Genomic DNA, 25,346 nt, shown 5'->3' on the forward strand with positions numbered 1-25,346 from the left:
CCGGTCCTCAGGTGAGGTCGGACGCTCCCGGCTGCTCGTCGGTCACGGGCAGTAGCGGCAGCACACCCTGGCTGGCCGCGGCCGCTATGAGGAGAACCGCCGATGCTGTGAGGGACGCGGAAAGGCCGAAATGTGAGGCGACCAGCCCCCATACGAACGATCCGAGTGCCTGAGAGCCGATCAGCACCACCAGAAACATCGCCAGGCCACGCGCGCGCACCCAGTCGGGCAACGACAGCTGCGCCGCAACGGTGAGGGTCGTCAGCGTCGCAATCCAGGCCACACCGGACAGCAGCAGCAACACAACCCCCGGCGCGAGCGGAAGATATGCCGCCGCAAGCAATCCGGCGGCATCGATCAATGCCGCGAGTACTAATAGCGCATTAGCCGAATACGCCGTGCGCAGCCTCGACATCACGAGAGCGCCGAGCACCGCCCCGACTCCCACCGTTCCCAGCACAGCGCCGTAGCCGATCGCACGAAGATGCCAGTGCTGCGACGCCGCGACGGGCAGCAGCGCCCACAGCGCCGACACCGGAAATGCGAACATAGCCGCGCGCAACAGAATTCGGCGAACGACGCCGCTGTTGCGTACATATCGAGTGCCGACGACGACCGACTGCCCCAGCGGCTCTCGCCTCACCGGAATCGACGGTGGTCGCTTCCACATCACCAGAGCAGCGACTACCACGACGAACGACGCCGCGTTGATCGCGAACACAGCTTCCGGACCCGCGGCGGCCACCAGGATGCCGGCGATGGGCGGTCCCACTGCCCGCGCCGCATCGACTGCGACGCCGCCAAGCGATGCCGCGGCCGGGAATTGTTCACGCGGCACCAACTCCGGTTGGATGGCCTGCCACGCCGGGGTCGTCAATGCGGCGGCACAGCCGATTGCGAACATGAGGGACAGCAGCATGGCCGCATCCAGAACACCGGCTACCGTGACCGCGGTCAGCACCGCCGCAGCGACAGCGGCGTACACCTGCAGCACCATGAGCAGCCGCCGGCGGTCGACTCGATCAGCGAGGGCGCCGGCGAGGACCGCCAGAATCAAGGTCGGCGACAGACTGGCCGTCTGGACGAGCGCCACCGTGGTCGCACTCGCGTGTCGCTCTACCAGAAACCACTGCGCCCCAACGATTTGCATCCACGTGCCAATGTTGGACGTCAGCGCAGCAATGAATAGCCCGCGAAAGGCCCCTATCCTCAGCGGCGCCCAGATCGGCGGCGCCGGAGCTGCCGAGCCCGCGTCGTCAGATGCCATCGCCGCTTCCCTGTGGGGTCGATCTCCAACACCGATGGTATTGGCCGACAGGCCCTTCGGGCCGACTTCAGCGATGTTCGGGAAAGCCGTTTCTCGTCAGCGGACGGCCAGGCGCTCACTGGCGCGGTGCTCCCTCTGACCGCGAAGTGCTCGGGCTCGTTCACGCGCGCTCATGGCTCCCCAGACTCCGTGTTGCTCCGGCGTGTTGAGTGCATGGTCTCGACACTTGAGCAACACCGGACATCCTCGACAGATCCCCTTGGCGACCTCCTCGCGACGCCGAAGACCAGATTTGGCGTCGTCCTCGGGGAAGAACACCGCAAGCGGATAATCCAAGCAGCTGCCTTGCCGTTGCCAGCTCCACTCGTCCTCAATGGGCCGAGGCAGACGCACACAATGGGTCCGGGCAAACGAGCTCAAAGAACTATTTTGTCGCGCCATATCTGCCTCCGTCCCGGCAACACCACCAGCCACAGCGGTCACACTGGACGTCGACATTGAGTCCGCAATCGTTACGGCGAGTAGCCGCGGTTCAGTGCGGGTCCGGTCAGTACCATCGGCCAGGTCGATGAGGAGACGACTACATGGCAGTGCTGACTCCGCAGCAAGAAGACTTTCCGCGGTGGTACCAAGACGTCCTCACCAAGGCCAAGCTGGCCGAGAATGGTCCAGCGCGCGGCACCATGGTCATTCGGCCGAACGGCTACGCGATATGGGAGCGGATGCAGGCCGAGGTCGACGAGCGCATCAAGGCCGCCGGAGCGCAGAACGCCTACTTCCCGCTGCTCATCCCGATGAACTTCTTCGAACGCGAGGCTGAACATGTCGAGGGATTCAGCCCTGAGCTAGCGGTCGTGACCCATGGCGGCGGCAAGGAATTGACCGAGGCGCTTGCGATCCGCCCGACAAGCGAAGCCGTCATCGGTGAATACATGGCCAAGTGGGTCGGAAGTTACCGCGATCTCCCGCTGCTGCTCAATCAGTGGGCCAACGTCGTGCGGTGGGAACTGCGGCCGCGGATCTTCTTGCGCACCACTGAGTTCCTGTGGCAGGAGGGCCACACCGCGCATGCAACAGAAGACGACGCGCGGCAATATGCGCGCCGCATTCTGCACGATGTCTATCAGGATTTCATGCGCAACGTGCTGGCTATACCCGTGATCGTTGGCCGCAAGACAGCCAAGGAGCGATTCGCCGGCGCGGAGAACACGATGACATGCGAAGGCATCATGCGTGACGGCAAGGCGCTGCAGATGGGCACGTCGCACGAGCTGGGTCAGAGGTTCAGTCGCGCCTTCAACATCACCTACTCCAGCGCCGAAGGCGCGACAGAGTTGTGTTGGACGACCTCATGGGGCGCCTCGACACGGATGCTGGGCGGACTGATCATGTGCCACGGCGATGACTTCGGGCTCGTCGTGCCGCCGTCGTTGGCACCGGTGCAAGTGGTCGTCGTGGTGGCCAAAGACACCGACGGTGCGGTCACCCGCGCCGCTTCTACCTTGGTTGAAAACCTCAAGATGCGCGGTATGCGGGCAACACTGGACGACGACGTTGCCCAGGCGTTCGGCTGGCGGGCCACCGATTGGGATTTGCAAGGCGTGCCGATCCGGGTGGAGATCGGCCCACGTGACCTGGCGGAGAACACCGCACTGCTTTACCGGCGGGACACTCGCAACAAGGCCAAGGTGGGGATCGACAACGTCGCTGACGAAGCACAGCGGCTGACCGGCCGCATCCAGACGGACATGCTCGAAGCGGCGACCGCACGCCGCGACACGCTCACCTCCGACTGCACCACGCTCGCACAGGCGCGTGACGCAGCGCAGACGGGCGTCGCCCGCTTGCCGTGGGAGTTGGTCGGTGAATCCGGCGAGCAGGACCTCGCCACCAGCGGCATGACGGTGAGGTGCCTGCAACTCAGCGACGGATCGCTACCCAAAACCGCAGACGACGCGTGCGCACTCGCCTACGTCGCCCGAGCCTACTGAATGGCCGGGAAACCCATTGTGCTGTAACGACGCTCGAGACGGCTGGCCCGCTCTGCTACGCAAGCAGATGCTGCTTGGCAAGCTCTAGCACCTGCTTGCGGCTGCGTCCGCCGTGGTCTGCGGCGACGAAGTGGTTGCCGATCGCCAATGAGAACGCAAGCATGCTGCGTGCTTCGACTTCGTCCTCGTCAGAGCAGAACGAGCTGATCAGCGCGCGCAAGTAGTCCATCCTGAGGTTGTCGACTCGGCGAAGGCGTTTGGCCACCGCTCGGTCGCGGCGGGCCCAATCGCGCACTGCGAGGTCGATCGGCAGCAGATCTTTGGAGAAGGTGAGCATGCCTGCGCGCCATATCTTTTGCCTCGCGTCGCCACCTTCGTTCTCGACTCGTTCAAGCGTGGTATCGGTGCTGCGGTGCTCCCACTCGTCGAGCATCTCCTCGAGAAACGCCTCCCGGCTGCCGAAGTACCAGTAGAAACCACCCCTGGTGACACCCAGCGCCTGGGCGAGCACGTCGATCCGCACGGCATCCGGGCCGCCCGCGGCGAGCGCCTTTAGCCCAGCCTCGATCCAACTGCTGCGAGGGGTACGGGTCACAGCCGGCATAGTTCCTCACTTTTCGCTTGGTCCCACCATTGACAACCATCGGCCCTCATCCATACAGTTGTGTATTGTACAGCCAAGACGAGGTAGGACAGGCGCCGCCATGGATACATTGAAAAACCAGCGCGCCCGTCAGGTCGCCGTGCCGGCAGCCGCCCGAGCGCTGTGCACGTTGTCTCACATCGACTATGAAGACGCGTTTCTCGTCGAAGCCGGCGCAGCGCGGCAGCCCACGGCATCCGACTGGGTCAAAGCGTTCTTCGATGATGCGCCCATCGCCAGTAAGGTCAAGCTGCTGTTGGGGTGGTCTGCGATCGGCTTGATTCCGGCCATGAACAGATCAGCTGGCTCGGTTCTCGGTTGGGAGATCCGCGCCAGCACATCTGATTTCGTATTGCTTGGCCGCTCCTCGCTGATCGGGATGCCGGGTCAGTTGCTCTTCAAGCGTGAGCCAGACGCACTGTTGTTTGCCACTTTTGTGCAACACGACAACCCGATCGCCCGCACGGTTTGGGCAGCGACCGAGCCTCAGCATGTGCCGATCGTCCACGACCTCCTCGAGCAGGCTGCCCATCGCCTTGCGGCCACCGCTTGAAGCCGGCACCTGAAAGCGACTGCCACGCACGCGTTTCGCCACATCGTGGCCGCCATCCTGGAGGGACTTCGCCTTCCAGCGTGAAATCGGCGCAGTGACCGATGAGGACCACGCGCTCGTCTTCGATGCCCGCATCGGCGACCTGTCGATTCAGGGCTGCGACTTCGTGCACACCGACGCCGACGGGCTGATCGACCAACTCACCGTGATGCTGCGTCCGCTCAGAGCAGTTCAAGCATTCGAAGAACAGATGAGGGCGCAGTTCGCCGCCGCGATGGCGGTCACGTCGGACGGCTAGCGCCGCTGTCCGATCAGGATTCGATGATCCGCGTCAGATAAGGCGTCATGTCGTTCGTGCGGACAGGCGAGACCGTGACGCCCGTATCGGACGCCTCCACCATCTGGCCGTTCCCGATGAACAATGCAACGCTCTGGGCGCCTTCGGGACCGTAGAAGATCAAGTCGCCGGGCAGCGCCTGCGACGGCAGAACTTTCCGGCCGACCTTGTACTGCTCACCCGAGGAACGCGGCATCTTGATGCCGACACCTGCGAACGCGTACACCACCAGACCAGATGCGTCGAATCCCACAGCGGTCGCAGTCGGAGCAGGCGCGGGAGCGGGCGCAGCGACGGGGGCCGGGAGAGGGGCTGGGCTTAGGCCGCCGACTCCGAGAGTGCCCGCCGCTTGATCGACGACGGCGCTCGGAACTGAGACCGTTCCGAGGCTGGGGCCTGAAACGTTGCCGCCTCCGTACGCGAACGGAACGCCGCGCTGGGAAAGTGCCCGTGTGATCACATACTGGATGGCTTGTTGGCGCGTCCCGGGCCATGGGTCGGCACTAGCGAGGCCGGGCGTCGCTACCACCAAGAACAGACCGATGGCGACGGCGCAGATGCGTCTCATTCGAACTCCCCTATCTTGGGCGTCATCGGGTGGACGTCGCACATGCGCTGCCACTCCATATTCAAATCACAAGAGTCACTACAAACAGTCTTGCAACAAGAGAGTGCCTCATCGGCGGCCGGTATTGTCGCCCCGCGACGGGTTCTTTGTCGTACTGTGACCGGGTTGGAGGCTCTTTGTAACCGCACGACGCGGCTTCGTTATCATTCTGTGTCGCAGAAGGTTTCGGCGGCCGTCGCGGATGCCCTACCGTGTCTGAGAGTCCCACCACGCAAGCATGCGCGTTCCGAACAAAGTCAGCCACTTCGATGGCACACCCGCCGGCGTGTCGACCTCGAACCACACGCGGCCCGGGTGCCGACGGGCCTGCAGCCACGTTCCGTCGGGCCTTCTGGCGGCCCGGATCAGCTCGATCGCGTCAGCCATCCGAGGGTCCGGCATCGTGCCCTCATGCAGCGAGACCTGGCGAAAGTACTCGGACGCGTTGAGGACGCTGTAGGACCACCGAAACGGATAGACGAAGCGATCGACCCACGGTGCCACTGGCTCGCCCGTCGACAGACGCCGAAAGAGTCCGCGCTGCAAGAGGTATTCCTCCCCCGCGCGGCGGGCAGCACTCGTCGCCTCCGTCCCTCCGGTCGCGGCGTCGTAGGCGAGAAGGCCCTTGAGGGAGTTGAGCGTCGAATGGAACGACGATCGTGTCGAGCCCTCGACCCACTCGCAGTTCCAGCCACCGTCGGGTAACCGGTGTTCGAGGAACCAGTCGACGATGCCGGTGATGTCGGCTCCGAGCCAGACGCCGTTCGCGACCGTCCATGCATTGATACAGCAGTCGACTTCGCCGCTCCAGTACGGCCGATTCTCGTACTCCCAGCGGGAGTTCTCGGCGAGAAGCTCGGCTGTGCGGCGCTCACGCAAGACAGCAGGTTCGAAGCCCCACTCCCTCAGTGAGTTCAGGGTCCAGGTCGTCGCCGTCCAGGGCTGGCCGGAACCTTCTGCCGCCTCTGGACTGTCGAAGTCGAAGTCTGCGGGGAAGAACGCGCCGCCGGCCCACTGCCCGTCCGAATCCTGAAGCTCAAGGAGTCGCGCGCCGAAGCCTTCGGCAGAGATTCTCGCTCGCGTCGCTTCCCAGGTGTCCGGCGATTCGTGCAGGAGGTCGCGCTCCACTTGCCAGCGCAGTGCTGGATCGGAGTCCAGCAGCCACGCGATCAGGGAATCACCGACCATACGGCGACTCTAGCGAGTCGCTGCTCATCAATGCACCAGGCCCGCAACGGGATCGGCCGCCAGCGGTGCGACTGTCAGGTCTTCAACAACCGGTGACGCATGGCTTTTGGAAGCCGGCGCACGACCAAGTCGTAAGAGTGGTCGATCATTTCACGCAATTCGTCGTCATCGACCGCACCGTCGAACTCGACGGTATTCCAATGACGCTTGTTCAGGTGATAGCCCGGACGAACGGCCGGGTAGCGTGCGCGCCACTCCAAAGCGAGTCCCGGGTCGCACTTGAGACTGACGTTACCGGGGTTTCCGTCCAACGCGACGAGGGCGAAGATGCGGCCGCCGACCTTGAATACGGCGAGGCCATCTCCGAACGGATACTCTTCCGCAGCTCCGGGAAAACCGGCGCATAAATCGAGCGCCTCGTCGCGCGTCATGAGCCCACGGTATCCCGAGATCGGATCCACCTGACCCGATGTATTGCCGTACGCGGTCGCCCTCCTGACAGACAACCGGTAGATCCACTCATCGCTGGCGAACGCTCGTCGTATTGTCGGGAGATGTAGTGGTCTCCACCGCGAGACCTCAGGGGGAACTTGCTCAGCGAGGAGCGTGAACCGATGGCCATCATCGAAGCGGATGCACAGCCGCAGACGCCGTTCGAACGGGATGTCGCCGCGATGCAGCGGTATTTCGACAGCCCGCGCTTCGACGGAAACATTCGGCTTTACTCGGCCCGTCAGGTCGTAGAGCAGCGCGGCACGATACCGAGCGATTACATCGTGGCGCGAGAGGCCGCGGCGGCCTTCTACGATCGCCTGCGCGAGCTCTTCGCCGAGCGCAAGAGCATCACCACCTTCGGCCCCTACTCGCCGGGCCAGGCGGTGACGATGAAGCGGATGGGCATCGAGGGCATCTACCTCGGTGGCTGGGCAACCTCCGCCAAGGGGTCCACCAGCGAGGATCCCGGGCCCGATCTCGCCAGCTATCCCCTCAGCCAGGTGCCCGACGAGGCCGCCGGACTGGTGCGCGCCCTTCTCACCGCCGACCGCAATCAGCAGTACCTGCGCCTGCGAATGACCGAACAGCAGCGCGCTTCTACCCCGCCGGTCGACTTCCGGCCGTTCATCATCGCCGACGCCGATACCGGCCACGGCGGAGATCCCCACGTGCGAAACCTGATTCGCCGCTTCGTCGAAGCCGGCGTGCCGGGATACCACATCGAGGACCAACGCCCCGGTACAAAGAAGTGCGGCCATCAGGGTGGCAAGGTTCTGGTGCCGTCCGACGAACAGATCAAGCGCCTCAATGCCGCTCGCTTCCAGCTCGATGTCATGGGGGTGCCCGGGATCATCGTCGCGCGCACCGACGCCGAGGCGGCCAATTTGATCGACAGCCGCGCAGACGAGCGTGATCAGCCGTTCCTGCTGGGCGTCACCAACCTGAAGATCCCGCCGTACAAGGCCTGCTTCCTGGCCATGATGCGCGAGTTCTACGACCGGGGAATCACGGAGCTCAACGGGTTCATGCTGTACGCCCTGGCCGACGGCGAGTACGACAACGCGCGCGCCTGGCTTCAACGCCAAGGCCTGCTCGACGTGATCGCCGATGCGGCCGCCACCTGGCTCGAGCATGGGGCCCCGCCGAACGACGACCTGTACGACCGAGTCGAGTCGCGGTTCGTCGAGGCCTGGGAGAACGACGCCGGGCTGCAGACCTACAGCGAGGCCGTCGCCGAATTGCTCGAATTCGCCGAGAGCGACGGCGAACCGCTCGCAATGAGCGTCGCGCAGTGGCGGTCGTTCGCCAAGCGTGCGTCGCTGTACACCGCACGTGAGAAGGCCAAGGAACTCGGCGTCGTCGCCAAGTGGGATCCCGAGCTGGCGAAGACCCCCGAGGGCTACTACCAGCTCCGCGGCGGCATCCCGTACGCGATCGCCAAGTCGCTGGCCGCGGCGCCGTTCGCCGACATCCTCTGGATGGAGACCAAGACCGCGGATCTCGCCGACGCGCGCGAGTTCGCCGAGGCGATCCACGCCGAGTTCCCCGACAAGATGCTGGCGTACAACCTCTCCCCCTCGTTCAACTGGGACACCACCGGCATGAGCGACGACGAGATGCGAAAGTTCCCTGAGGAACTCGGCAAGATGGGCTTCGTCTTCAATTTCATGACGTACGGCGGACACCAGATCGACGGCGTGGCCGCCGAGGAATTCGCGACCGCGCTCAAACAGGACGGCATGCTGTCGCTGGCTCGCTTGCAGCGCAAGCTGCGCCTGGTCGAGTCGCCGTACCGCACGCCGCAAACCCTGGTCGGCGGGCCGCGCAGCGACGCCGCGCTGGCCGCCTCGTCCGGCCGGACAGCGACGACGAAGTCGATGGGCAAGGGATCCACGCAGCACCAGCACCTCGTGCAGACCGAGGTGCCCAAGAAGCTGCTGGAGGAATGGTTGGCGATGTGGAGCGATCACTACCAACTCGGCGAGACGCTCCGTGTCCAGCTACGGCCGACGCGTCCCGGCTCCGACGTGCTGGAACTCGGCATCTTCGGCGAGCGCGACGGTGGCGAGGAGGAAAAGCTCGCCAACGTGATCGTCGACCCGATCAAAGACCGGCATGGCCGCAGCATCCTGACGGTGCGTGACCAGAACACCTTCTCGGAGAAACTGCGGCAGAAGCGGTTGATGTCGTTGGTGCACCTGTGGCTCATCCACCGCTTCAAGGCCGACGCGGTGTACTACGTCACCCCGACTGAGGACAACCTGTATCAGACGGAAAAGATGAAGTCGCACGGCATCTTCCGCGACGTCTATCAAGAAGTGGGCGAGATCATCGTCGCCGACTTGAACCACGAGCGCATCGCCGAGCTGTTGGCGCCCGACCGAGAGGCACTGTGGAAGTTGATCCGCAAGGAGGCCTAACCGGCGGTGTCAGCCGGAAGGACTGAGCCGGACCGCGGCGAGCCCTTCTCGGTCGACCGCTTCGGCGAACTCGTCGAGCGTAGGAACGCGTTGATCGCGGAACTTCAATCCCATCATGCGTTCTGCGCCCTTGACACCATACGACTCGGCGCATCGGCGGTAGAGATCGGCGACAACCGAGCGGTCCTGGATGAGTTCGCCGCGCATGGTCGTGGACTTTCCGTTGTGTAAGACCTCGGCGGCGGCGCCGTCGCGGAAGTTCCGCTTCCAGGGTGCACCGGTCAACGCGTACAAAGTGTTGTCGATCCGGTGGGCGCTCAACGGAATTGTGTAGCGGCGCCCGGTCTTGCGGCCGCTGAAGCTGACGACCATCAGGCGGTCGCGTCCTGGGCCCATGATCGGAGTGCGCAAAAGGAATCGAAGGATCGGGTTGACGGCCTTGAGCATTGCATCTGGCGGATGCGAGACCACGACCGCAGGTGACTGGTCTGTCATATCCCCACGGTAGAACCGCTCGACGCGGGTCGCGCCGATTACGCAATTGTCTCAGCGAGGATCGTTAAGCCACGTCGGGAAGCTCGCGCGCTCCTACACTGAAGTGCCTGAAGCGACGGCTAGGAGTCCACGATGACAGAGGCATTCCGACGATGTGCGATCGCGGCGCTGTCGGTTGCGGCTCTGACGGCCGCCCCGATGGGGTTGGTCACCGTCGTCTCACCCGCCGTCAGTTCGGCATGCCTGCCCGGTGAAACCGGGGTCACCAACGGTTGTGCTCCGTTCTGCCTGCCGGGTCTGGCGCTGAATATCGAGACGGGTTTGTGCGAGAGGGATCCGCGCGTGCCTCCCCCGCCGCCACCCGCTCCGCCTTTCGACGGCTTAGTAGCCCAGTAGCCCAGTAGCCCGAACTGAACACGACGGCTGCCAGTTAGCCACCGCAAATTACGACGAGGCGACAGAACGGAAGCTTTAGAGGCGTCGGATGGCGCGACGCGATGAGCTATGCGATCGTAGGTGCCCATGCCTGGCAAACGGGAGCCGCTCACGGCCGTGGGGAGCGCTACGTCGTTGCCAACGTTGCGTTGCCGCCAACAGTTGAGCCTGCTCGATTCGCCCGGGCGCAGGTGATGAACGCTTCGTCCGAATCGCCACCGCAGGAGGAAACCGCCGACCTGGCGAAGGCGCTCGGTGCGCTTGGTCCGCAAAGCGCCCGAACCAGCGAAGGTTCGGCGCCGTTGGGTCGGGAACCTCGGCGGCGTTCGGGGCCGGCCCGTCAACTGTTGATTACGGCCCTCAGCGGTCTGCTGGTGGCCGGGATCGTCACCGTCCTTCGCACCGAGGCGAATCCCGCCGCCGGCGATGCGGTCGATTCGAGCGCAAACCATCGCGCAACCGTCGTGTTCGGCAACGCCACCAGCGGCGCCTGCCTGAACTGGCCGCCTGATACGCCTGACCGGCCGAGCTTCGTATTCTGCAGAGACGACCACATGTTCGAGGTCGCCGAGCCGGTCGACATGCGCAACTTCCAAGAGCCGTGCCAGCTCACCGTGCGCCGCTATCTCGGCACCCACTACGACCCCGACAGTCGGTTCACCATCGCCGTGCTCTGGCCGGGCAACGCGGGACCGCAGTCCGCCGACCGTCGTCTGTTGTGCGGGCTGCAACTACTCGGGCCGAACGGCCAGCCGATTCCCTTCAAGGGAAAGGTGGCCGAACAGGACCAGTCGAAGGTGTGGCCGGCAGGCACGTGTTTGAGCGTCGACCCGGGCACCAAACAGCCGACGGACATCCCGGTCGACTGCGCTACCCCGCACGCGGCCGAGATCACCGGCACAGTGAACCTCGCCGACCGGTTCACCGGCGCGCCGCCCACCCAGCCGGACCAGGATGCGTTCATCAGGGACGTGTGCACGCATATGACCGACAGTTATCTCGCCCCGGATACGCTGCCCGGCACAGGTCTGACACTGCACTACAGCACGGTCACGCCCGCAAGCTGGTCGGCGGGCAGCCGTCAAGCTGCGTGCCGCATCGGCATGGTCCGTGACGACCAGAGCTGGGCCACATTGACCGGGAGCGCCAGACGTCAGCCAACGAATGACGGCCAGCCACCGGCAGCGCCGGCGCCGCCACCACCACCGCCGAGCCCAGGACCAGTCGTCGCGACGCCGCAGACGACGACGCCAACGCCAACACCAACGCCGGCGTCGACCGCGAGCCCGTCCCCGACAACCACTTCGAGCACGTCAACGGCCACGAGTGCGCCACCGACTACAAGCACGCCACCCCCACCGGCGCCCGTCCCAGCAACGACGTCGGAGACGCCGGGGCCGCCGGTTATCGAGATTCCAGGCCTGCCAGCCATCACCTTGCCGGTGTTTCCTCCACCTGAGCCACCGCCACCAGCGGCCTGACGAATGCCATTGTCTGGCCCGCCTTTTCGAAACCGAGCGAGGCACTTACGACGCTCACCGCCACTATTCGGCTACAGCAGATGATGCGGGCTGTTCACAGGCAGCAACCTACTGGTATATGGCGCCCCTGAGGTCCCGGCCGGCTTTTGATACATGGGAACCGGCGCTTCGTTGACAACGCCGTGGCCAAATCCCGTTACTGTCGACGGTATGCGCGTCGCCACGGTCATTTTCGCTGTGTTTGTTGAGCTGACCGGTTCACACACGTAGATACTGCGCCGACTGCACGAGCATGCCGACAGACACCGACCACGCCCCCTTCCTGCTTCTGTCGATCCGTGCCGAAGATGAAGCGGCTGACGATGAGTATCGGGCGATGATGCGCTTCGCCGGGCTCGATGAATTGGGGCTGCACCGGATTCGGTTGACCCATCAGCAATTGGGACGGATCGATCTCGCGGAATGGGCCGGGATCATCCTGGGCGGCGGACCATACAACATCAGCGACCCTTCCGACGTGAAGTCGGCGACCCAACAACGCGTCGAGTCCGAGATCATGCCTCTGATCGAGCGCATAGCCGACGACGACTTTCCCTTTCTCGGATGCTGTTACGGCGTGGGCACGCTCGGTTCGGCAGTCGGCGCGATCGTCGATCGCACCTACACCGAGCCGGTCGGCGCCGTCACCGTTGAACTCACCGCAGCGGGTCGGGAGGATCCATTGTTCACAGGGCTTCCAGACGTGTTCGACGCCTACGGCGGACACAAGGAAGCGGCCAGTTCCCTTCCCGCCGATGTCGTCCGTCTGGCTACCTCGGTCGACTGTCCGGTCCAGGCATTCCGCGTCGGCGACAACGTATATGCGACGCAGTTTCACCCCGAACTCGACGCCGACGGTATCTGCACGCGAATAGACGTCTACAAGGACTACGGTTACTTTGACCCGGAGGCGGCCGAGTCCCTGAAATCGACTGCCCGGCAACGCAACATCGAACACCCCCCGACGATTCTGCGTAGATTCATCGAGCGGTACGCACGACGAACCTGATCTACGGGCTGGCGACGAGCAATACTGTCGACCGGTCCTGTGGGTCCACCCGGACAGGCAATTGCGCGCCGATGCGAATGTGCGGCGATGCCGAGAGTTCGACTGTCACGCGGCGCGTCGCCCGATACGGGTCGCGGTTCGGCACCTGCACCTCGAGTACCAGTTCGTGCCAGGTGCCCAGGGTCGTGGTCGCGACGTTTTCGTGGATGTCGGTGATCGTTGCGGTGCCGACGAGACCGTCGCGCATCAGCCGTTGTCGTTCGGCATTCACCGCGTTGAGCTCATCGACCGTGGCCATCGCGCGCTGAGTGTCCGAGCGGGTGACACGCTGGCCGGCACTCGCCTTTCGCGCCCGATCGAACCAGCCCATGACGATGAGGGTACGACGTACCCATGGCGATCAGCAGGACGGCCATGCCCGCAGTGCGTATTGTGTTCGCGGTCAACAATTTTCATTGCGCTCTGGACCGTGGTCAGCGGCCTAGCCAATCGGCGGACCGCGAAACTGGCCCTCCTGAAGTCTTGACTGATTCCAGAAAAGGGTCCATATTGTGTGGGTGCCCTCGATGTCGGATTTCACGGAGCAGCTGCGTGCGGCCGACCTCCGCGTGACCCGTCCTCGGCTCGCAGTGCTGGAGGCGGTGCATTCGAATCCGCACGCCGATACGGACACGATCTTCTCGGTCGTGCGCACCGAGCTGGCCGACGTATCCCGCCAGGCGGTTTATGACGTATTGGCGGCCCTGACCTCGGCGCGGCTGGTCCGCCGAATCCAGCCGTCCGGCTCCGTCGCCCGCTATGAATCGCGGGTCGGCGACAACCACCATCATGTGGTGTGCCGGTCCTGCGGAACTATCGGAGACGTCGACTGCGCGACTGGTGAGGCACCTTGTCTGGTCGCGTCGGATGACAACGGCTTCTCGATCGACGAGGCCGAAGTCATCTACTGGGGTTTGTGCCCCGACTGCTCGGCATCTCAAGCTTCCCGATCACACCCGTGATCACAGCCCGATTCATCAACCGCAAGAAGTCAAGAAGTAAGGAAGGATCGACGTGTCCGAGAGCGAAAACCCGGCAATCTCGTCCCCCACTCCCAAGGTCGGACGGCCCCATACGAACCAGGACTGGTGGCCAGATCAGGTGGACCTTTCGGTCCTGCACAAGAACGACCCGCAGGCCAGTCCGCTGGGCGACGATTACAACTACGCGGAGGAATTCAAGAAGCTCGATGTCGAGGCGCTCAAGCGCGACGTCATCGAGGTGTTGACCACGTCGCAGGACTGGTGGCCGGCCGACTTCGGCCACTACGGGCCGCTCATGATCCGGCTGAGCTGGCACGCGGCGGGGACCTACCGCGTACACGACGGCCGCGGCGGTGGCGGCGAAGGCGCACAGCGCTTCGCGCCGCTCAACAGCTGGCCCGACAATGCGAGCCTGGACAAGGCGCGTCGGTTGCTGTGGCCGGTCAAGCAGAAGTACGGCCGCAAGATCTCCTGGGCCGACCTCCTGGTCTTCGCGGGCAACGCTGCCTATGAATCCATGGGATTGAAGACATTCGGCTTCGCTTTTGGGCGCGACGACATCTGGGAGCCGGAGGAGATCTTCTGGGGTTCAGAGGACACCTGGCTCGGAGATGAGCGCTACAGCGGCGAACGGGACCTCGCCGAGCCTTTCGGCGCCGTGCAGATGGGCTTGATCTACGTCAATCCGGAGGGACCCAACGGCAAGCCGGATCCGCTGGCTGCCGCGCGGGATATCCGCGAGACCTTCGGCCGGATGGCGATGAACGACGAGGAGACCGCGGCGCTGATCGTGGGCGGCCACTCGGTCGGCAAGACCCATGGCGCGGGTAACGCCGATCTCGTCGGTCCCGAGCCGGAGGGTTGCCCCCTGCAATTCCAGGGTCTCGGCTGGGTGAACCCTCAGGGCACCGGTGTCGGCAAGGACGCGATCACCAGCGGGCTCGAGGGCATCTGGACCCCCACCCCCACCACGTGGGACAACAGTTTCCTGGAGACCCTGTACGCCTACGAGTGGGAGCTGTTCCAGAGTCCCGCGGGTGCCAACCAGTGGCGACCGAAGGACGGGGCGGGCTCGGACTCGGTGCCCGAGGCGTTCGGCTCGGGCAAGACTCACCCGACGATGCTGACGACGGACCTGGCGTTGCGGGTCGACCCGATCTACGGGCCGATCACCCAGCGCTGGTTGGACCACCCCGACGAGATGACAGAGGCGTTCGCCAAGGCGTGGTACAAGCTGCTGCACCGCGACATGGGGCCTGTCGAGCGTTTCCTCGGTCCCTGGGTCCCCGAGCCGCAACTGTGGCAGGATCCCGTCCCTGCAGTCGACCACGAGCTGATCACCGACGAAGACGCCAAGGACCTCAAGGCCAAGATCCTCGACTCGGGTCTCTCTGTCTCCCAGCTGGTCTCGACGGCATGGGCGTCGGCGGCCAGCTTCCGCGGCACCGACCTGCGTGGCGGTGCCAATGGTGCCCGCATTCGCCTTGCACCGCAGAAGGATTGGGAGGCGAACAGGACGGCCGACCTCGATAAGGTGTTGCCGGCGCTCGAGAAGATCCAGTCGGACTTCAACGGCTCGGCATCCGGAGGGAAGAAGGTCTCGCTCGCGGACCTGATCGTGTTGGGCGGCAGCGCGGCTATCGAGAAGGCGGCCAAGGATGCGGGCCACGACATCACGGTGCCGTTCGCGCCGGGGCGCACCGACGCCACGCAGGAGCAGACGGACGTCGACTCGTTCAAGTGGCTAGAGCCGCGGGCCGACGGCTTCCGCAACTATCTGCGCGCCGGCGACAAGACTCCGGCGGAGCGGCTGCTGGTTGACCGTGCGTACATGTTGAACCTGACCGCACCCGAGATGACGGTTCTCATCGGTGGCCTGCGGGCTCTGGGTAACGGCGGCACCAAGCACGGCGTGTTCACCGATAAGCCCGGCACGTTGACCAACGATTTCTTCGTCAACCTGCTCGACATGGGCACCGTGTGGGACGTGTCCGAGTCGACGGAGAACGTGTACGAGGGTCGCGACCGCGCCACCGGCAAGCCCAAGTGGACAGCCACCGGCGCGGATCTGGTCTTCGGTTCGAACTCGATCCTGCGTTCGCTTGCCGAGGTCTACGCCACCGACGACGCCAAGGAGAAGTTCGTCGCTGACTTCGCCAAGGCGTGGGTCAAGGTGATGAACAACGACAGGTTCGATCTGGCCTGATCGATAACCTCGAGCGACACCCCCGCTGGCCGACGCGGCCGGCGGGGGTGTCGTGCATTTCAGACCCGTCGCAACAACTGGCCGCCGATGAGGGGCGCGATCTTGTCCGCCATATACGCGTGCCCCGCGTCGGTCGGGTGCACGCCGTCCTTGCCGATCAACTCCGGCCTGCCGACGAACCAGCCTTCGGCGATCGGGTCGACGAACTCGGCGCCCGCGATGCCGGCCTGATATCGCAGGGCGTCGCGGATCCGCAGCACGGCATCCGGTGGGTCGGCTGTCGGCCACGGCGGCCCGATCACGAGGAACCGCGCGGACGGCGCGAGCCGCCGTGCCAGTTGAAAGGTGCCGTAGACCAAGATCGAGAACTGCATCGGATCGACTCCCTGGTCGTTGCGGGAGCCGTAGAACACCACCAGCGCATCGTCGGGCTTGAGCGTCCGCTCGGTCAGATCCTCGAACACGCTTCCGCGGTTGCCGCGTATGCCGTATCCGGCTCCGCCCTCGGCTCCGACGTCGGCTGCGATCGGCACGCCCTGCCGGGCCAGCGTCTGCCAAGCGAGGGCGGTCCAGCCTCTCGGCCCGTTGCCACCCTCGTTGCTGCCTGTCGTGTACGAATCGCCGATCACCGCGATGCGGTTCGCGGTGTAGTCAAGGGTCAGTATCTCCTTGTGACTCACCGGCGTTGGGCGCTGACAGCCAACGCCGACCAACAGAGCGAACGAGAGAAGGACGGTGACAACGCGACTCACGGCTACAGCCTAGGGCTCAATTGACCCAAACTTGCCGTCGACGCACTACCGCGCGGTGATCGCACAGGAAAGTAAAAGCTTGTCCCCCATGATCACCCGGCGCGCGCGGAAACCTCGGGCGTTCGCGTTTCGCGGACACCGTGAATGGGTTGCAGCTTGCCGTGTCCGACGTCGGCGGCCGGCTCAGACGGAGCGTCGGCGCGCGGTTCGCGGGCATCGACCATCCGGCGCATCCACCGACGGGCAGGTTCTTCGACGAAGTGAAACAGCGCAGCGGCACCGCCGACGGCGATCGCGAGCAGGCCGATGAGCGTCAACTTTCCGGCGACGTCGGATCCCAATGTGAGTTCAAACTGGGCGACGGTCCAATTCCACGCGGTGTGTACCAACTCGTGGACCATGTACAGGCCGAACGAGATGTGCCCGCAGTACACCATCACCCGGGTGGACAACAGCCTCGGCAGAGTGCCGACTCCCACCGCGAGTGTCACCACCAACGGGACGAACAGCACATCGACGAGTCCGCTCGCGTCGAGGATCTTTGCCGGCGGATACGCGTCCAAGAGGTACAGCGCGCCGACCATTGCACCCGCGAGCACCACGGACAGATACCCCGCGCCGCGGCGCGCGCGATCAGATAGCCGCAACTTGCGCACGGCAGCACACGCCAACGCGCCCGCGGTGAACTGCATGACGATGCGCGGCAGCCAGCTCCACGGCGTGTAGAACAGACCGGTGGCCGATAGGAGCAGTAGCGGCGGCAGCGAAGCGGCCAGTGCCAGCCACAGCAAGCCCCGCGCCCTCGTTGCCGACGCGATCCGGAAGATCACCAGCACGAGCCCGCCGAATAGCAGGTAGGCCAGCCATTCCGCACTGATCGACCAGGCCGGGCCGTCCCAGCTCGAACCGTCGAAGAACGGCTGAAACCACAGTTGGACAAGCAGGACCTGGCGGACGTAACTGACCGCGGTGAGATGGTCGGCGACCGGTGACGGGATGTGACCGACATGGAGCGTGAAGATGATCCACGCCGCGGCCAGATGCAAGGTGACCAGGTAGACCGGCCATACTCGGGCGAGTCGCAGCCAGAGAAAGTGCAGGACCGCCCGCGTTGACCAGGACTCTCCCATGCGGTCGAGATAGTTCCACGTGAGCACGAATCCACTGAGGATGAAGAACAGGTCGACACCCTGAGCGCCACAGTTGAGCACCGGCGCAAGCGCCGACCTGAACCCCGGCGCTGCCTGTTCGAGCAGCGGGCGGAAGTGGAAGAGCACGACCCAGACGGCGGCCACGATGCGCAGGCCGGACAGGGCTCGTATCTCTCCGGTGCGCACAAAACTCGTTTCGTGAGGGACTCTGCTGTTTCGTTCGGGCTACGCCGTTGTATCCGCGTCCGGGCGGTACGCCTCCCGCGACCTACAACCGGCAGCGTTCGCAGAGTACCAGTGTCGGCGGTTGGATCGCGCGATTGCAATGCTGTGCGATTCCTGCGAGTCCCGCCGTGTCTTAGCTGGGCCGCATGCCTGCAATCAACACTGGAAACCGTTGCTAGGCAATAGCACTGGCTGTCGGGGGCCTGACTGCTAATGCAGGGTCGTTCGCTCAGGTATGGGTAGATTCCGCGACGACGGCGTCGGTATCGGCCACCACGACGACCTCGAAACCGCTGTCGGCCAGTTCACGTGTCATCCCGGTCACGCACATATCCGTCATCACGCCCGTGACCACGACCGGATCCGCATTCACTGCCCAAAGGTGCGCATCGATGCGCGTGCCCGCCAGCGGCCCACTGGTCGACTTGCCGATGACCCGGGCGGCGGCATCGCTCAGCGGCGGGAAGCACCGCTCACCAAGCGCAGCCACCGCGCCATCGTTCATGCGACGTGCCGATCGAGGCGAGCCGGACATTCGAGAGTGCGATATGTGATGGATTTCGGCCGATTTCTGTCATATTCCGCACGCTCGGTAACGAGTGGACTAGGAGTCCTTGCGCGGCGGCCGTAGATCGTCCGGATCGTCCGGGTCGGGGTCGCCGAACCACCGCGACGGCGTGTGCTCGGCGTACGCGTCGTGCCAGCACCACCACTCATACGGCGGGGACTGGGGATAACCCTCTGGCGAGTCCTCCCATTCTTCTTGGCGTCCAAGGGCGGTCATGTCGAGGAAGCTCCAGGTGTTGACGAACACCTCGTCGCCGCGGTTGTTGATGAAGTAGGTGCGGTAGATGTGACCGTCGTCGTCGCGGATGAATGCGTTGGTGCCATGCCATTCGTCGACGCCGAAGTCTTTGTCAAAGTCGTCGGTGATGGTGAACCACGGTATCTCCCAGCCCATCCGCGCCTTTATCCGCTCGATGTCGGATTGCTGCCCACGCGAGGCGTACACCATCGTGGTGTCGCGGGCGTTCAAATGAGAGAGGTTGCCGATGTGGTCGGCCATCAAAGAGCAACCCACACAGCCGTGTTCGGGCCATCCGTGCACACCGGGATCGAGGAACGCGCGGTAGATGATCAGTTGGCGCCGCCCGTCGAATAGGTCGAGCAAGCTCTTCTTGCCGTCGGGGCCGTCGAACACGTACTCCTTCTCGATCGCCTGCCAGGGCATGCGTCTGCGTTGCGCGGCCAGGGCATCGCGGGCACGGGTGAGTTCCTTTTCTTTGACCAGCAATGCCCGCCACGCGGACTGCCACTCCTGTGGCGATACAACAGGGGGTGTCGTCATCTTCATTGTCTCCCTTCGGCTTTCGATGTTCAGTTCAGCTTGTCGGAGCGGCCGGCCTCGAGTCCCGACTTGAGGTCTGACAGCTTCTTCGGCCAGCCACCGGAGATCAGCCCGCGCACGGTGCTGTCGGGGCCGAAATCACCATGAATGACCGTCAGTTTGACCTGGCCGTCGCCGACCGACTCGATATCAAAGGACACCTTCGAGCGCTTCTCGGCCGCGGCCTTGGCGATCGTCTCCTCACTCAATCCCGCGGCGGCCAGCTCAGGCACGAAGGTGTGGAAGGCAAACGCCAGCCGACGGTACGGATCGGATTCGAGGATGACCTGGTCGGGATGCTCGATCTCGAGTTCGTCCTGGACCCACGCATACGTCGAGCCCTTGCTCCAATCCGACACCATCGCGTGACCCATGTAGCGGCGGGAGAAGGCAGGGTCGGTGATCGCTTGCCAAAGTCGTTCCGGCGTCGTGCGGATGTAGGTGGTGTAGACGAATTCGGCGCTACTGCTCATTGATTCGGTCTCCAATGCGGTTTTCAAGTCGGCGAGTGTCTGCACCCGCGCACGGTGGTACTGATTGATCCAGCGATCGGCGATGGCGTTGATCGGCTCGGCGTTGACGTAGTGCAGCTTTTCCCGCCCCCGCCAGACGGTGGTGACCAGGTTCGCCGCTTCGAGTACGGCCAGATGCTTGCTGACCGACTGCCGCGCCATCGAAAGCCGCGCGCATAACTCGCGCAGGCTCTGTCCGTTTCGAGCGTTCAGGCTGTCGAGCAACAGACGTCGGCTCGGATCCGCCAACGCCTTGAACACCTCGTCCATCTCTGCCATATCCCTAATATGCAGCCCTCTGGCTGCACATTCGACTATATGCAGCCGCAGGGCTGCATGTCAACGGGTCGGATATGGCACGCTTGATCTGTGCACTTGCCGCAGCCAGATCCCGACATGCCCTACCTCGCCGACGTGGTGCCGTCGGTGCTCGAGTCGATGGGCGTGGCTGGCTTCGAGGGTCGAATTCCTCTGCAGCGCGACGTCGCCGGCGCGTGCGTGCTGCTGATCGACGGGCTGGGCGCCGAGCTGCTGGACACCTATGCCGCGGATGCCCCTGTGCTGGCCGGACTCCGTGGCCAAACACTGCAAGTCGGGTTTCCGTCCACCACGGCGGCAGGAATCGCCGCGGTCGGTACGGGTTGCCTATCCGGCGAGCACGGCATGGTGGGCTACTCCTTTCTGATGCCGGGCACCGGTGTGGTCAACGCGCTGAGGTGGCGGCCCCACCCCTGGGGCGCCGATCTCCGCCAGGACCTGCCGCCGGAGCAGGTGCAACCCATGCCGACGACGTTCGAGCGCGCCGCGTCGGCGGGTGTTGCGGTGAGCGTCATCTCCCGCGCCGAATTCACCGGTTCAGGGCTGACACGCGCGGTGTTGCGCGGCGGCCGCTACGTCGGTGTGCACGCGCTTGGGGATCTGGCCGCGTCGGTACACGCTGCGGTGGCCGGCCGCGGCTTCTGCTACGCCTATCACAGCGAGCTCGATCTCCTCGGGCACATTTACGGCCCGGCATCCCCCGCGTGGCGGCTTCAGTTGCGGCAGGTCGACCGCTTGGTGGAGTCGGTCATCGAGGGATTGCCGCCCGGAGGGATGCTCGCCGTGGTGGCCGACCACGGCATGGTCGCCGTCGAGGCTCCCGACATTGTGGACATCGACGACTGCGAGCAGTTCCTCGATGGTGTGCAGGCGATCGGCGGTGAGGCACGCGCCCGGCACGTCTATATCGACGAGGGCGCGGAGGGCAGTGTTCTCGCGGCTTGGCGCGAGATGTTGGCCGAGCGCGCGTGGGTGGTGTCGCGCGAGGAAGCGATCGCGGCCGGATGGTTTGGTGAACGGGTTGGCGATGAGGTGCGGCCGCGTATCGGTGACGTTGTCGCGGCGGCTCGAGGCGCAGCGGCCCTTGTCCGACGCAAGGTGGAGCCGTTGGAGTCATCACTGATCGGACACCACGGGTCGATGAGCACCGCCGAACAGCGGGTCCCACTGCTTCTCGCGTACGGCTGACTCGCGCTTTTCAGAAGACTGACTACAGGACTAGCTGCGGCCCAACATATTTCAGATAAGCAGTGCAATCCGCTTGCACTACAACATTATTGGCGACCATCGTTCGCACATCGCCGTAGATTGTCGGCCGCGTTCGCGTATCCGAGAGGCGCAGCGACGAACAGCCGTCGCCCTCATCTGGTCGCAGGGAGCTTCATTGGCGGCCGCCCTGGCTCTACAGCCAATCACTCGGTCCTGACCTGGGGCTTTTCGCTTCGCAATCGGAGTGACCTGCATCACTATTGGCGACCTTGATATGTGATGGCTGTCACGCGTTGCCACACGCACGCGAGCGCGAACGCGCAACGCTTCCATATCTATACGAGTTTCAGCCGGTTGATGATTGCGTAGGTAAGTACCATTGGCTACCAGCATTGATTCGCGAAAACCCAAGCATCGGTGGCAGTTTCAATTACTCCACAGTGCACGGAATTTCGTGAAGTAGGCGGTACGCCGCACGAGTTGTGAAGGGTGTCACAGATTTTGGCGCGCTAAAAGACCTCTGTTAGCGTCCGGCCGCATGTTTGCCACCGTAACGCTATTGACGCTCGTGAGCTCGGTTTCGGGCACGCCGTACATCTCCGGCGGGGATTCCCCACGGGGCACGGATTGCTCGGGTCTGGTGTCGTGGGTGACCAATGCCGCCACCGGCAGGCCGATCTACGGCGATCGCTTCAACACCGGCAATATCGAACAAGCTCTTCTTGCACGTGGCTTCCAATACGGGACGGCACCCGGTGCCTTGGTGGTCGGCTGGAACGGCGGCCATACCGCTGCCACGTTGCCTGACGGCACTCCTGTGTCCTCGGGCGAGGGCGGCGGCGTGAAGATCGGCGGCGGCGGTGCCTACCAGAAGCAGTTCAGCCACCACATGTTCTTGCCGATGCCGGCCGATGAGCCCGTCGCGCCTGACGCGGACGCGGCCCCAGTTGTCCTGATGGCAGGAGAAGCGCCGGCCCCGGAACTCGCGCCGGAACTCGCGCCGCCTCCAGCGCCTGAGCTGGCACCGGCTCCGGATCCCATGATGGCCCCGCCGCCCGCACCCGAGCCGCCGCCGGTTCCTGAGGATCCGATGGCTCCGCCGCCGCCGGATCTCGGAGTACCTGCCTGACGCGGGGCATAGCCCGCAGGAGTTAGCGTCTTCGACGTGATCGTGCTGCTTCCACCCTCGGAGACCAAGCGCATCGGTGGCGACGGACCGCCGCTGCGCATGGAAGCGCTGAGCTTCCCCAGCCTCGGACCGTTGCGCAAAACCCTCGTCGACGAGCTGGTGGAACTGGCTGCCGACAGACCATCGTGTCGTCGGGCACTCGGCATCTCCGCGAAACAAGACGCCGAGATAGAGCGCAACGCCGCGCTGCGCAGCGCTCCGACGCAACCTGCCGTCAGCCGATACACCGGAGTGTTGTACGAAGCGCTCGACGTCGAATCCCTGCGGGGTTCGGCAGCGGTACGTGCTCGCGCGCGTCTGGCCATCGGTTCCGCACTGTTCGGTCTGCTGCGTGCCGAAGATTCGGTGCCCGCCTACCGGCTCTCGGCGGCGTCGAAGCTCCCAGGGCAGCCGACCCTTGCGGCGCGATGGCGCCCGTTACTCGAACCTGTGCTTGCCGACATCGCAACGAACGAGTTGGTGGTAGATCTGCGGTCGGGTTCCTATGCGGCGCTCGGAAAGCTGCCCGGTGCGGTCAAGGTGGACGTGCTCGCCGAGCATCCCGACGGGCGGCGGACGGTGGTCAGTCACTTCAACAAGGCCCACAAGGGCCGGCTGGCCCGAGTGTTGGCAACCACGAGATCCGAGCCCGACGATGCCGCTGCGGTCGCAACCATCGCCCGCAGGGCCGGGATGCGGGTGGAGCGCCGGGGCGGCGAGTTGTGTGTCGTGGTGCCCGCCTGACGCCGCGTCAGGACAGCCCTTGCGCCAACAACACCACGGTGTCCGCGCCGGCCCGGCGGTCCTGCGAAATTCGTTGGTATTCAGGCGACTGCGCCCATTCACGAAATGCCGCCTCATCGGGAAACGACATCAGCACAACCTTTTCTCGATCGCACGTTCCCTCTACCACCTGCGGAGACTCATCGGTGGCCAGCAATGATCCGGAATGTTGCTGGAAAACCTCCATGAACGCAGCCTGATAGCGGTTGTAGGCCGCCCGATCGGTGAACTTCAGCGCAGCGATGGCGTAGACGGTCATGCTTTCACCGTAAACCGCAGCGGCAACCGCGGAACTGCGAAGGCCACGACTGTTGAGGAGTTGCTAGCAAATTCCGCAGGCGCTCAACACGATTCGGCGCTGGCGGCTCAGAGTAAGCAATCCCCAGTGGAGCGGTCTCGGCACCAAACGGTTCGTGCAGAATATGGAAACACGCGGAGGAATCGTTTCGACTAACAAGTGCACGAAGCTGCATGACGGGAGCGATCTTGGTCACGAACACGGGATATGTGTCAGAGACTTCCCGACCTCGCGGCCGACATCGCAAGCAGCCTCCGCCCCGCAACATTCGGCGCCTTGCCGCCGGAGCAACAGCTGTACTGCTCGGCGCTGTTGTTCTCGTTGCCGGCGCATTGCTGAAATGGGCCACCACACACTCGGTTCCTGTAGCCAGTCCCCCGGAGCCGCCGCGGGCGACCGCCGCCGCGACCCAACCGGAGCGCCCTGCGGACCCGATCAGCCCACCGATCGACGCGGCGGCGCCCTTCACCGTCGACGACAAAGGTTTCGTCGACTCGAGCGCGCGCTGTGAAGCGACGCAAACCGCGGTTGCGATTGCCAGGACGCCGGCATCACTTGTCGTGATCTGTTCCGACCAGAGCGGACAGTACGGCTACCGAGGTGTCCGGCTCAGCGATGACGCTGTACTGACGACCGCCGCGCGCGCCGCGCCCACGCACGTGTTCGTAGCCCAGCATTCCGCCGTCACATATGCCCTCTCGCCGACCGAACTATTGGTGACGACTGGCGCGACGGTCATCAAGAAGGAACCGATGATCGAGTATCGGGAGCTGAGCCGCTAGATCTTCGCCACGTAGTCGGTGGTGTAGAACTCCGCCGGCGTCTGTGAGAATTCGCCCGGTCGACTGATGAACATCCAAACCCCTGTCGCGTCCGGGGCGACCGGGCCGCGGACAGTCGTGGCGGCGGCACCCGCATCGTCGGTTTCGAGCGAACCCACCGCGACCCCCGGATCACCCGCAGCACACGGTGTAGACGACGGCCGTGGCATCTGGATCAACCTGACGTCGTAGTGGGTGCCGGGCACCGCGCTGGCAATCTGCACATCAGCAATAACCTCGCCGGAAGTAGTGCGCAGAACGGCCGTGGGCCTCGCATAGCCCGTCGCCCCGGTGTGGGTGTTCGTGCTGAAATCACAGCGCCGATAAACCTGAGCGAACGGAAGGAGAGTTCCGCCACCTTCGTTCGGGCCGCCCGCCGCTGCCGGCTCGATGCCGATGGTCAGCGCCGCGGCCGGAATCGCCACAACTGTCGCGGCAAGTGTGTTCACAATGCGTTGACGCATGGCCCGTACCGCCTATCCGTTCTCGTCGCGTACCACCACGGTAATAATTGACGGTCCGCACGACAGCAAA

The 25,346-nt window shown here is 64.5% G+C and carries 28 protein-coding genes; 13 read left to right on the forward strand and 15 right to left on the reverse strand.

Translation table 11 applies throughout. The features are described 5' to 3' along the window. Positions 1 to 7: 7 nt before the first annotated feature. Together VJV41_RS08625 and VJV41_RS08630 are read right to left on the reverse strand one after the other, a co-directional pair. The gene (locus VJV41_RS08625; protein WP_325332884.1) at positions 8 to 1,267 is read right to left on the reverse strand and encodes an MFS transporter; all 1,260 of its coding nucleotides are present in this window, start codon (positions 1,265 to 1,267) and stop codon (positions 8 to 10) included. Between the two features lie 96 nt (positions 1,268 to 1,363). Further along, positions 1,364 to 1,765 (reverse strand): WhiB family transcriptional regulator, encoded by a 402-nt coding sequence (locus tag VJV41_RS08630; protein WP_325332885.1) that lies wholly within the window; start codon positions 1,763 to 1,765, stop codon positions 1,364 to 1,366. A gap of 86 nt (positions 1,766 to 1,851) precedes the next feature. Here VJV41_RS08630 and proS point away from each other — a divergent pair, with 86 nt between their 5' ends. Continuing rightward, positions 1,852 to 3,258, forward strand: coding sequence for a proline--tRNA ligase (proS, locus tag VJV41_RS08635; RefSeq protein ID WP_325332886.1), 1,407 nt, complete (start codon positions 1,852 to 1,854; stop codon positions 3,256 to 3,258). 55 nt (positions 3,259 to 3,313) lie between these two features. On the opposite strand, the gene VJV41_RS08640 is transcribed toward proS, so the two are convergent. Further along, a complete protein-coding gene (locus VJV41_RS08640) occupies positions 3,314 to 3,862 on the reverse strand; it encodes a TetR/AcrR family transcriptional regulator (RefSeq protein ID WP_325332887.1) in 549 nt (182 codons plus the stop codon). 100 nt (positions 3,863 to 3,962) lie between these two features. Between VJV41_RS08640 and VJV41_RS08645 the strand changes: the two genes are divergently transcribed. Continuing rightward, positions 3,963 to 4,454 carry a hypothetical protein gene (locus VJV41_RS08645; RefSeq protein ID WP_325332888.1) on the forward strand — a complete coding sequence of 164 codons (492 nt, stop codon included), beginning with the start codon at positions 3,963 to 3,965 and terminating at the stop codon, positions 4,452 to 4,454. A gap of 94 nt (positions 4,455 to 4,548) precedes the next feature. Then, positions 4,549 to 4,752 (forward strand): hypothetical protein, encoded by a 204-nt coding sequence (locus VJV41_RS08650; RefSeq protein WP_325332889.1) that lies wholly within the window; start codon positions 4,549 to 4,551, stop codon positions 4,750 to 4,752. Positions 4,753 to 4,765: 13 nt separating this feature from the next. On the opposite strand, the gene ripD is transcribed toward VJV41_RS08650, so the two are convergent. From ripD to VJV41_RS08665, 3 genes are all read right to left on the reverse strand, one after another. Next, positions 4,766 to 5,359 (reverse strand): NlpC/P60 family peptidoglycan-binding protein RipD, encoded by a 594-nt coding sequence (gene ripD / locus VJV41_RS08655; protein WP_325332890.1) that lies wholly within the window; start codon positions 5,357 to 5,359, stop codon positions 4,766 to 4,768. Between the two features lie 246 nt (positions 5,360 to 5,605). Further along, on the reverse strand, positions 5,606 to 6,586 hold the full coding sequence (locus VJV41_RS08660; protein ID WP_325332891.1) for a squalene cyclase: 981 nt from the start codon (positions 6,584 to 6,586) through the stop codon (positions 5,606 to 5,608). Between the two features lie 74 nt (positions 6,587 to 6,660). Beyond that, the gene (locus VJV41_RS08665) at positions 6,661 to 7,017 is read right to left on the reverse strand and encodes an MmcQ/YjbR family DNA-binding protein (RefSeq protein ID WP_325332892.1); all 357 of its coding nucleotides are present in this window, start codon (positions 7,015 to 7,017) and stop codon (positions 6,661 to 6,663) included. Positions 7,018 to 7,200: 183 nt separating this feature from the next. On the opposite strand from VJV41_RS08665, the gene aceA reads away from it, so the two are divergent. After that, positions 7,201 to 9,501 (forward strand): isocitrate lyase ICL2, encoded by a 2,301-nt coding sequence (gene aceA / locus VJV41_RS08670; RefSeq protein ID WP_325332893.1) that lies wholly within the window; start codon positions 7,201 to 7,203, stop codon positions 9,499 to 9,501. 9 nt (positions 9,502 to 9,510) lie between these two features. Here aceA and VJV41_RS08675 read toward each other — a convergent pair whose 3' ends face one another. Next, entirely contained in the window at positions 9,511 to 9,996 is a 486-nt protein-coding gene (locus VJV41_RS08675; protein ID WP_325332894.1) for a hypothetical protein, read from the reverse strand. A 132-nt stretch (positions 9,997 to 10,128) separates the two neighbouring features. Between VJV41_RS08675 and VJV41_RS08680 the strand changes: the two genes are divergently transcribed. From VJV41_RS08680 to VJV41_RS08690, 3 genes are all read left to right on the forward strand, one after another. Beyond that, positions 10,129 to 10,392, forward strand: a complete 264-nt coding sequence (locus tag VJV41_RS08680) for a hypothetical protein (protein ID WP_325332895.1) — start codon at positions 10,129 to 10,131, stop codon at positions 10,390 to 10,392. Positions 10,393 to 10,625: 233 nt separating this feature from the next. Continuing rightward, positions 10,626 to 11,912 carry a septum formation family protein gene (locus tag VJV41_RS08685; RefSeq protein ID WP_325332896.1) on the forward strand — a complete coding sequence of 429 codons (1,287 nt, stop codon included), beginning with the start codon at positions 10,626 to 10,628 and terminating at the stop codon, positions 11,910 to 11,912. A gap of 292 nt (positions 11,913 to 12,204) precedes the next feature. Beyond that, positions 12,205 to 12,960, forward strand: a complete 756-nt coding sequence (locus VJV41_RS08690; RefSeq protein ID WP_325332897.1) for a glutamine amidotransferase — start codon at positions 12,205 to 12,207, stop codon at positions 12,958 to 12,960. Between the two features lies 1 nt (position 12,961). Here VJV41_RS08690 and VJV41_RS08695 read toward each other — a convergent pair whose 3' ends face one another. Further along, the gene (locus VJV41_RS08695; protein ID WP_325332898.1) at positions 12,962 to 13,330 is read right to left on the reverse strand and encodes a hypothetical protein; all 369 of its coding nucleotides are present in this window, start codon (positions 13,328 to 13,330) and stop codon (positions 12,962 to 12,964) included. Between the two features lie 196 nt (positions 13,331 to 13,526). Here VJV41_RS08695 and VJV41_RS08700 point away from each other — a divergent pair, with 196 nt between their 5' ends. Further along, entirely contained in the window at positions 13,527 to 13,961 is a 435-nt protein-coding gene (locus VJV41_RS08700; RefSeq protein ID WP_414684918.1) for a Fur family transcriptional regulator, read from the forward strand. A 52-nt stretch (positions 13,962 to 14,013) separates the two neighbouring features. Continuing rightward, entirely contained in the window at positions 14,014 to 16,188 is a 2,175-nt protein-coding gene (gene katG / locus VJV41_RS08705; protein ID WP_325332900.1) for a catalase/peroxidase HPI, read from the forward strand. Positions 16,189 to 16,247: 59 nt separating this feature from the next. Here katG and VJV41_RS08710 read toward each other — a convergent pair whose 3' ends face one another. The 5 genes from VJV41_RS08710 to VJV41_RS08730 all read right to left on the reverse strand — a co-directional run bounded on the left by VJV41_RS08710 (position 16,248) and on the right by VJV41_RS08730 (position 20,485). After that, entirely contained in the window at positions 16,248 to 16,940 is a 693-nt protein-coding gene (locus VJV41_RS08710; protein WP_325332901.1) for an Rv0518 family GDSL lipase, read from the reverse strand. A gap of 92 nt (positions 16,941 to 17,032) precedes the next feature. After that, positions 17,033 to 18,277: an acyltransferase gene (locus VJV41_RS08715; protein WP_325332902.1), complete on the reverse strand. Its 1,245-nt coding sequence runs from the start codon at positions 18,275 to 18,277 to the stop codon at positions 17,033 to 17,035. A gap of 268 nt (positions 18,278 to 18,545) precedes the next feature. Beyond that, complete coding sequence (locus tag VJV41_RS08720) at positions 18,546 to 18,806, reverse strand: isochorismatase family protein (protein ID WP_325332903.1); 261 nt, start codon at positions 18,804 to 18,806, stop codon at positions 18,546 to 18,548. A 114-nt stretch (positions 18,807 to 18,920) separates the two neighbouring features. Next, complete coding sequence (locus tag VJV41_RS08725) at positions 18,921 to 19,664, reverse strand: DUF899 domain-containing protein (protein ID WP_325332904.1); 744 nt, start codon at positions 19,662 to 19,664, stop codon at positions 18,921 to 18,923. A 29-nt stretch (positions 19,665 to 19,693) separates the two neighbouring features. Continuing rightward, positions 19,694 to 20,485, reverse strand: a complete 792-nt coding sequence (locus VJV41_RS08730; protein WP_325332946.1) for a metalloregulator ArsR/SmtB family transcription factor — start codon at positions 20,483 to 20,485, stop codon at positions 19,694 to 19,696. A gap of 99 nt (positions 20,486 to 20,584) precedes the next feature. Between VJV41_RS08730 and VJV41_RS08735 the strand changes: the two genes are divergently transcribed. The 3 genes from VJV41_RS08735 to yaaA all read left to right on the forward strand — a co-directional run bounded on the left by VJV41_RS08735 (position 20,585) and on the right by yaaA (position 23,654). Next, positions 20,585 to 21,721 (forward strand): alkaline phosphatase family protein, encoded by a 1,137-nt coding sequence (locus VJV41_RS08735; protein ID WP_325332905.1) that lies wholly within the window; start codon positions 20,585 to 20,587, stop codon positions 21,719 to 21,721. A gap of 559 nt (positions 21,722 to 22,280) precedes the next feature. After that, entirely contained in the window at positions 22,281 to 22,871 is a 591-nt protein-coding gene (locus VJV41_RS08740; protein ID WP_325332906.1) for a peptidoglycan endopeptidase, read from the forward strand. 36 nt (positions 22,872 to 22,907) lie between these two features. Beyond that, a complete protein-coding gene (yaaA, locus tag VJV41_RS08745; protein WP_325332907.1) occupies positions 22,908 to 23,654 on the forward strand; it encodes a peroxide stress protein YaaA in 747 nt (248 codons plus the stop codon). Between the two features lie 7 nt (positions 23,655 to 23,661). Here the strand turns inward: yaaA and VJV41_RS08750 are convergent, their stop codons facing one another. Next, positions 23,662 to 23,952, reverse strand: coding sequence for a DUF1330 domain-containing protein (locus VJV41_RS08750; protein ID WP_325332908.1), 291 nt, complete (start codon positions 23,950 to 23,952; stop codon positions 23,662 to 23,664). 212 nt (positions 23,953 to 24,164) lie between these two features. Between VJV41_RS08750 and VJV41_RS08755 the strand changes: the two genes are divergently transcribed. Further along, entirely contained in the window at positions 24,165 to 24,773 is a 609-nt protein-coding gene (locus VJV41_RS08755; protein ID WP_325332909.1) for a hypothetical protein, read from the forward strand. Here the strand turns inward: VJV41_RS08755 and VJV41_RS08760 are convergent. Next, positions 24,770 to 25,276 carry a hypothetical protein gene (locus VJV41_RS08760; protein ID WP_325332910.1) on the reverse strand — a complete coding sequence of 169 codons (507 nt, stop codon included), beginning with the start codon at positions 25,274 to 25,276 and terminating at the stop codon, positions 24,770 to 24,772. The genes VJV41_RS08755 and VJV41_RS08760 overlap by 4 nt on opposite strands. Positions 25,277 to 25,346 lie beyond the last annotated feature (70 nt).

This window comes from Mycobacterium sp., from assembly GCF_035274705.1.
Classification (GTDB): Bacteria; Actinomycetota; Actinomycetes; order Mycobacteriales; family Mycobacteriaceae; genus Mycobacterium.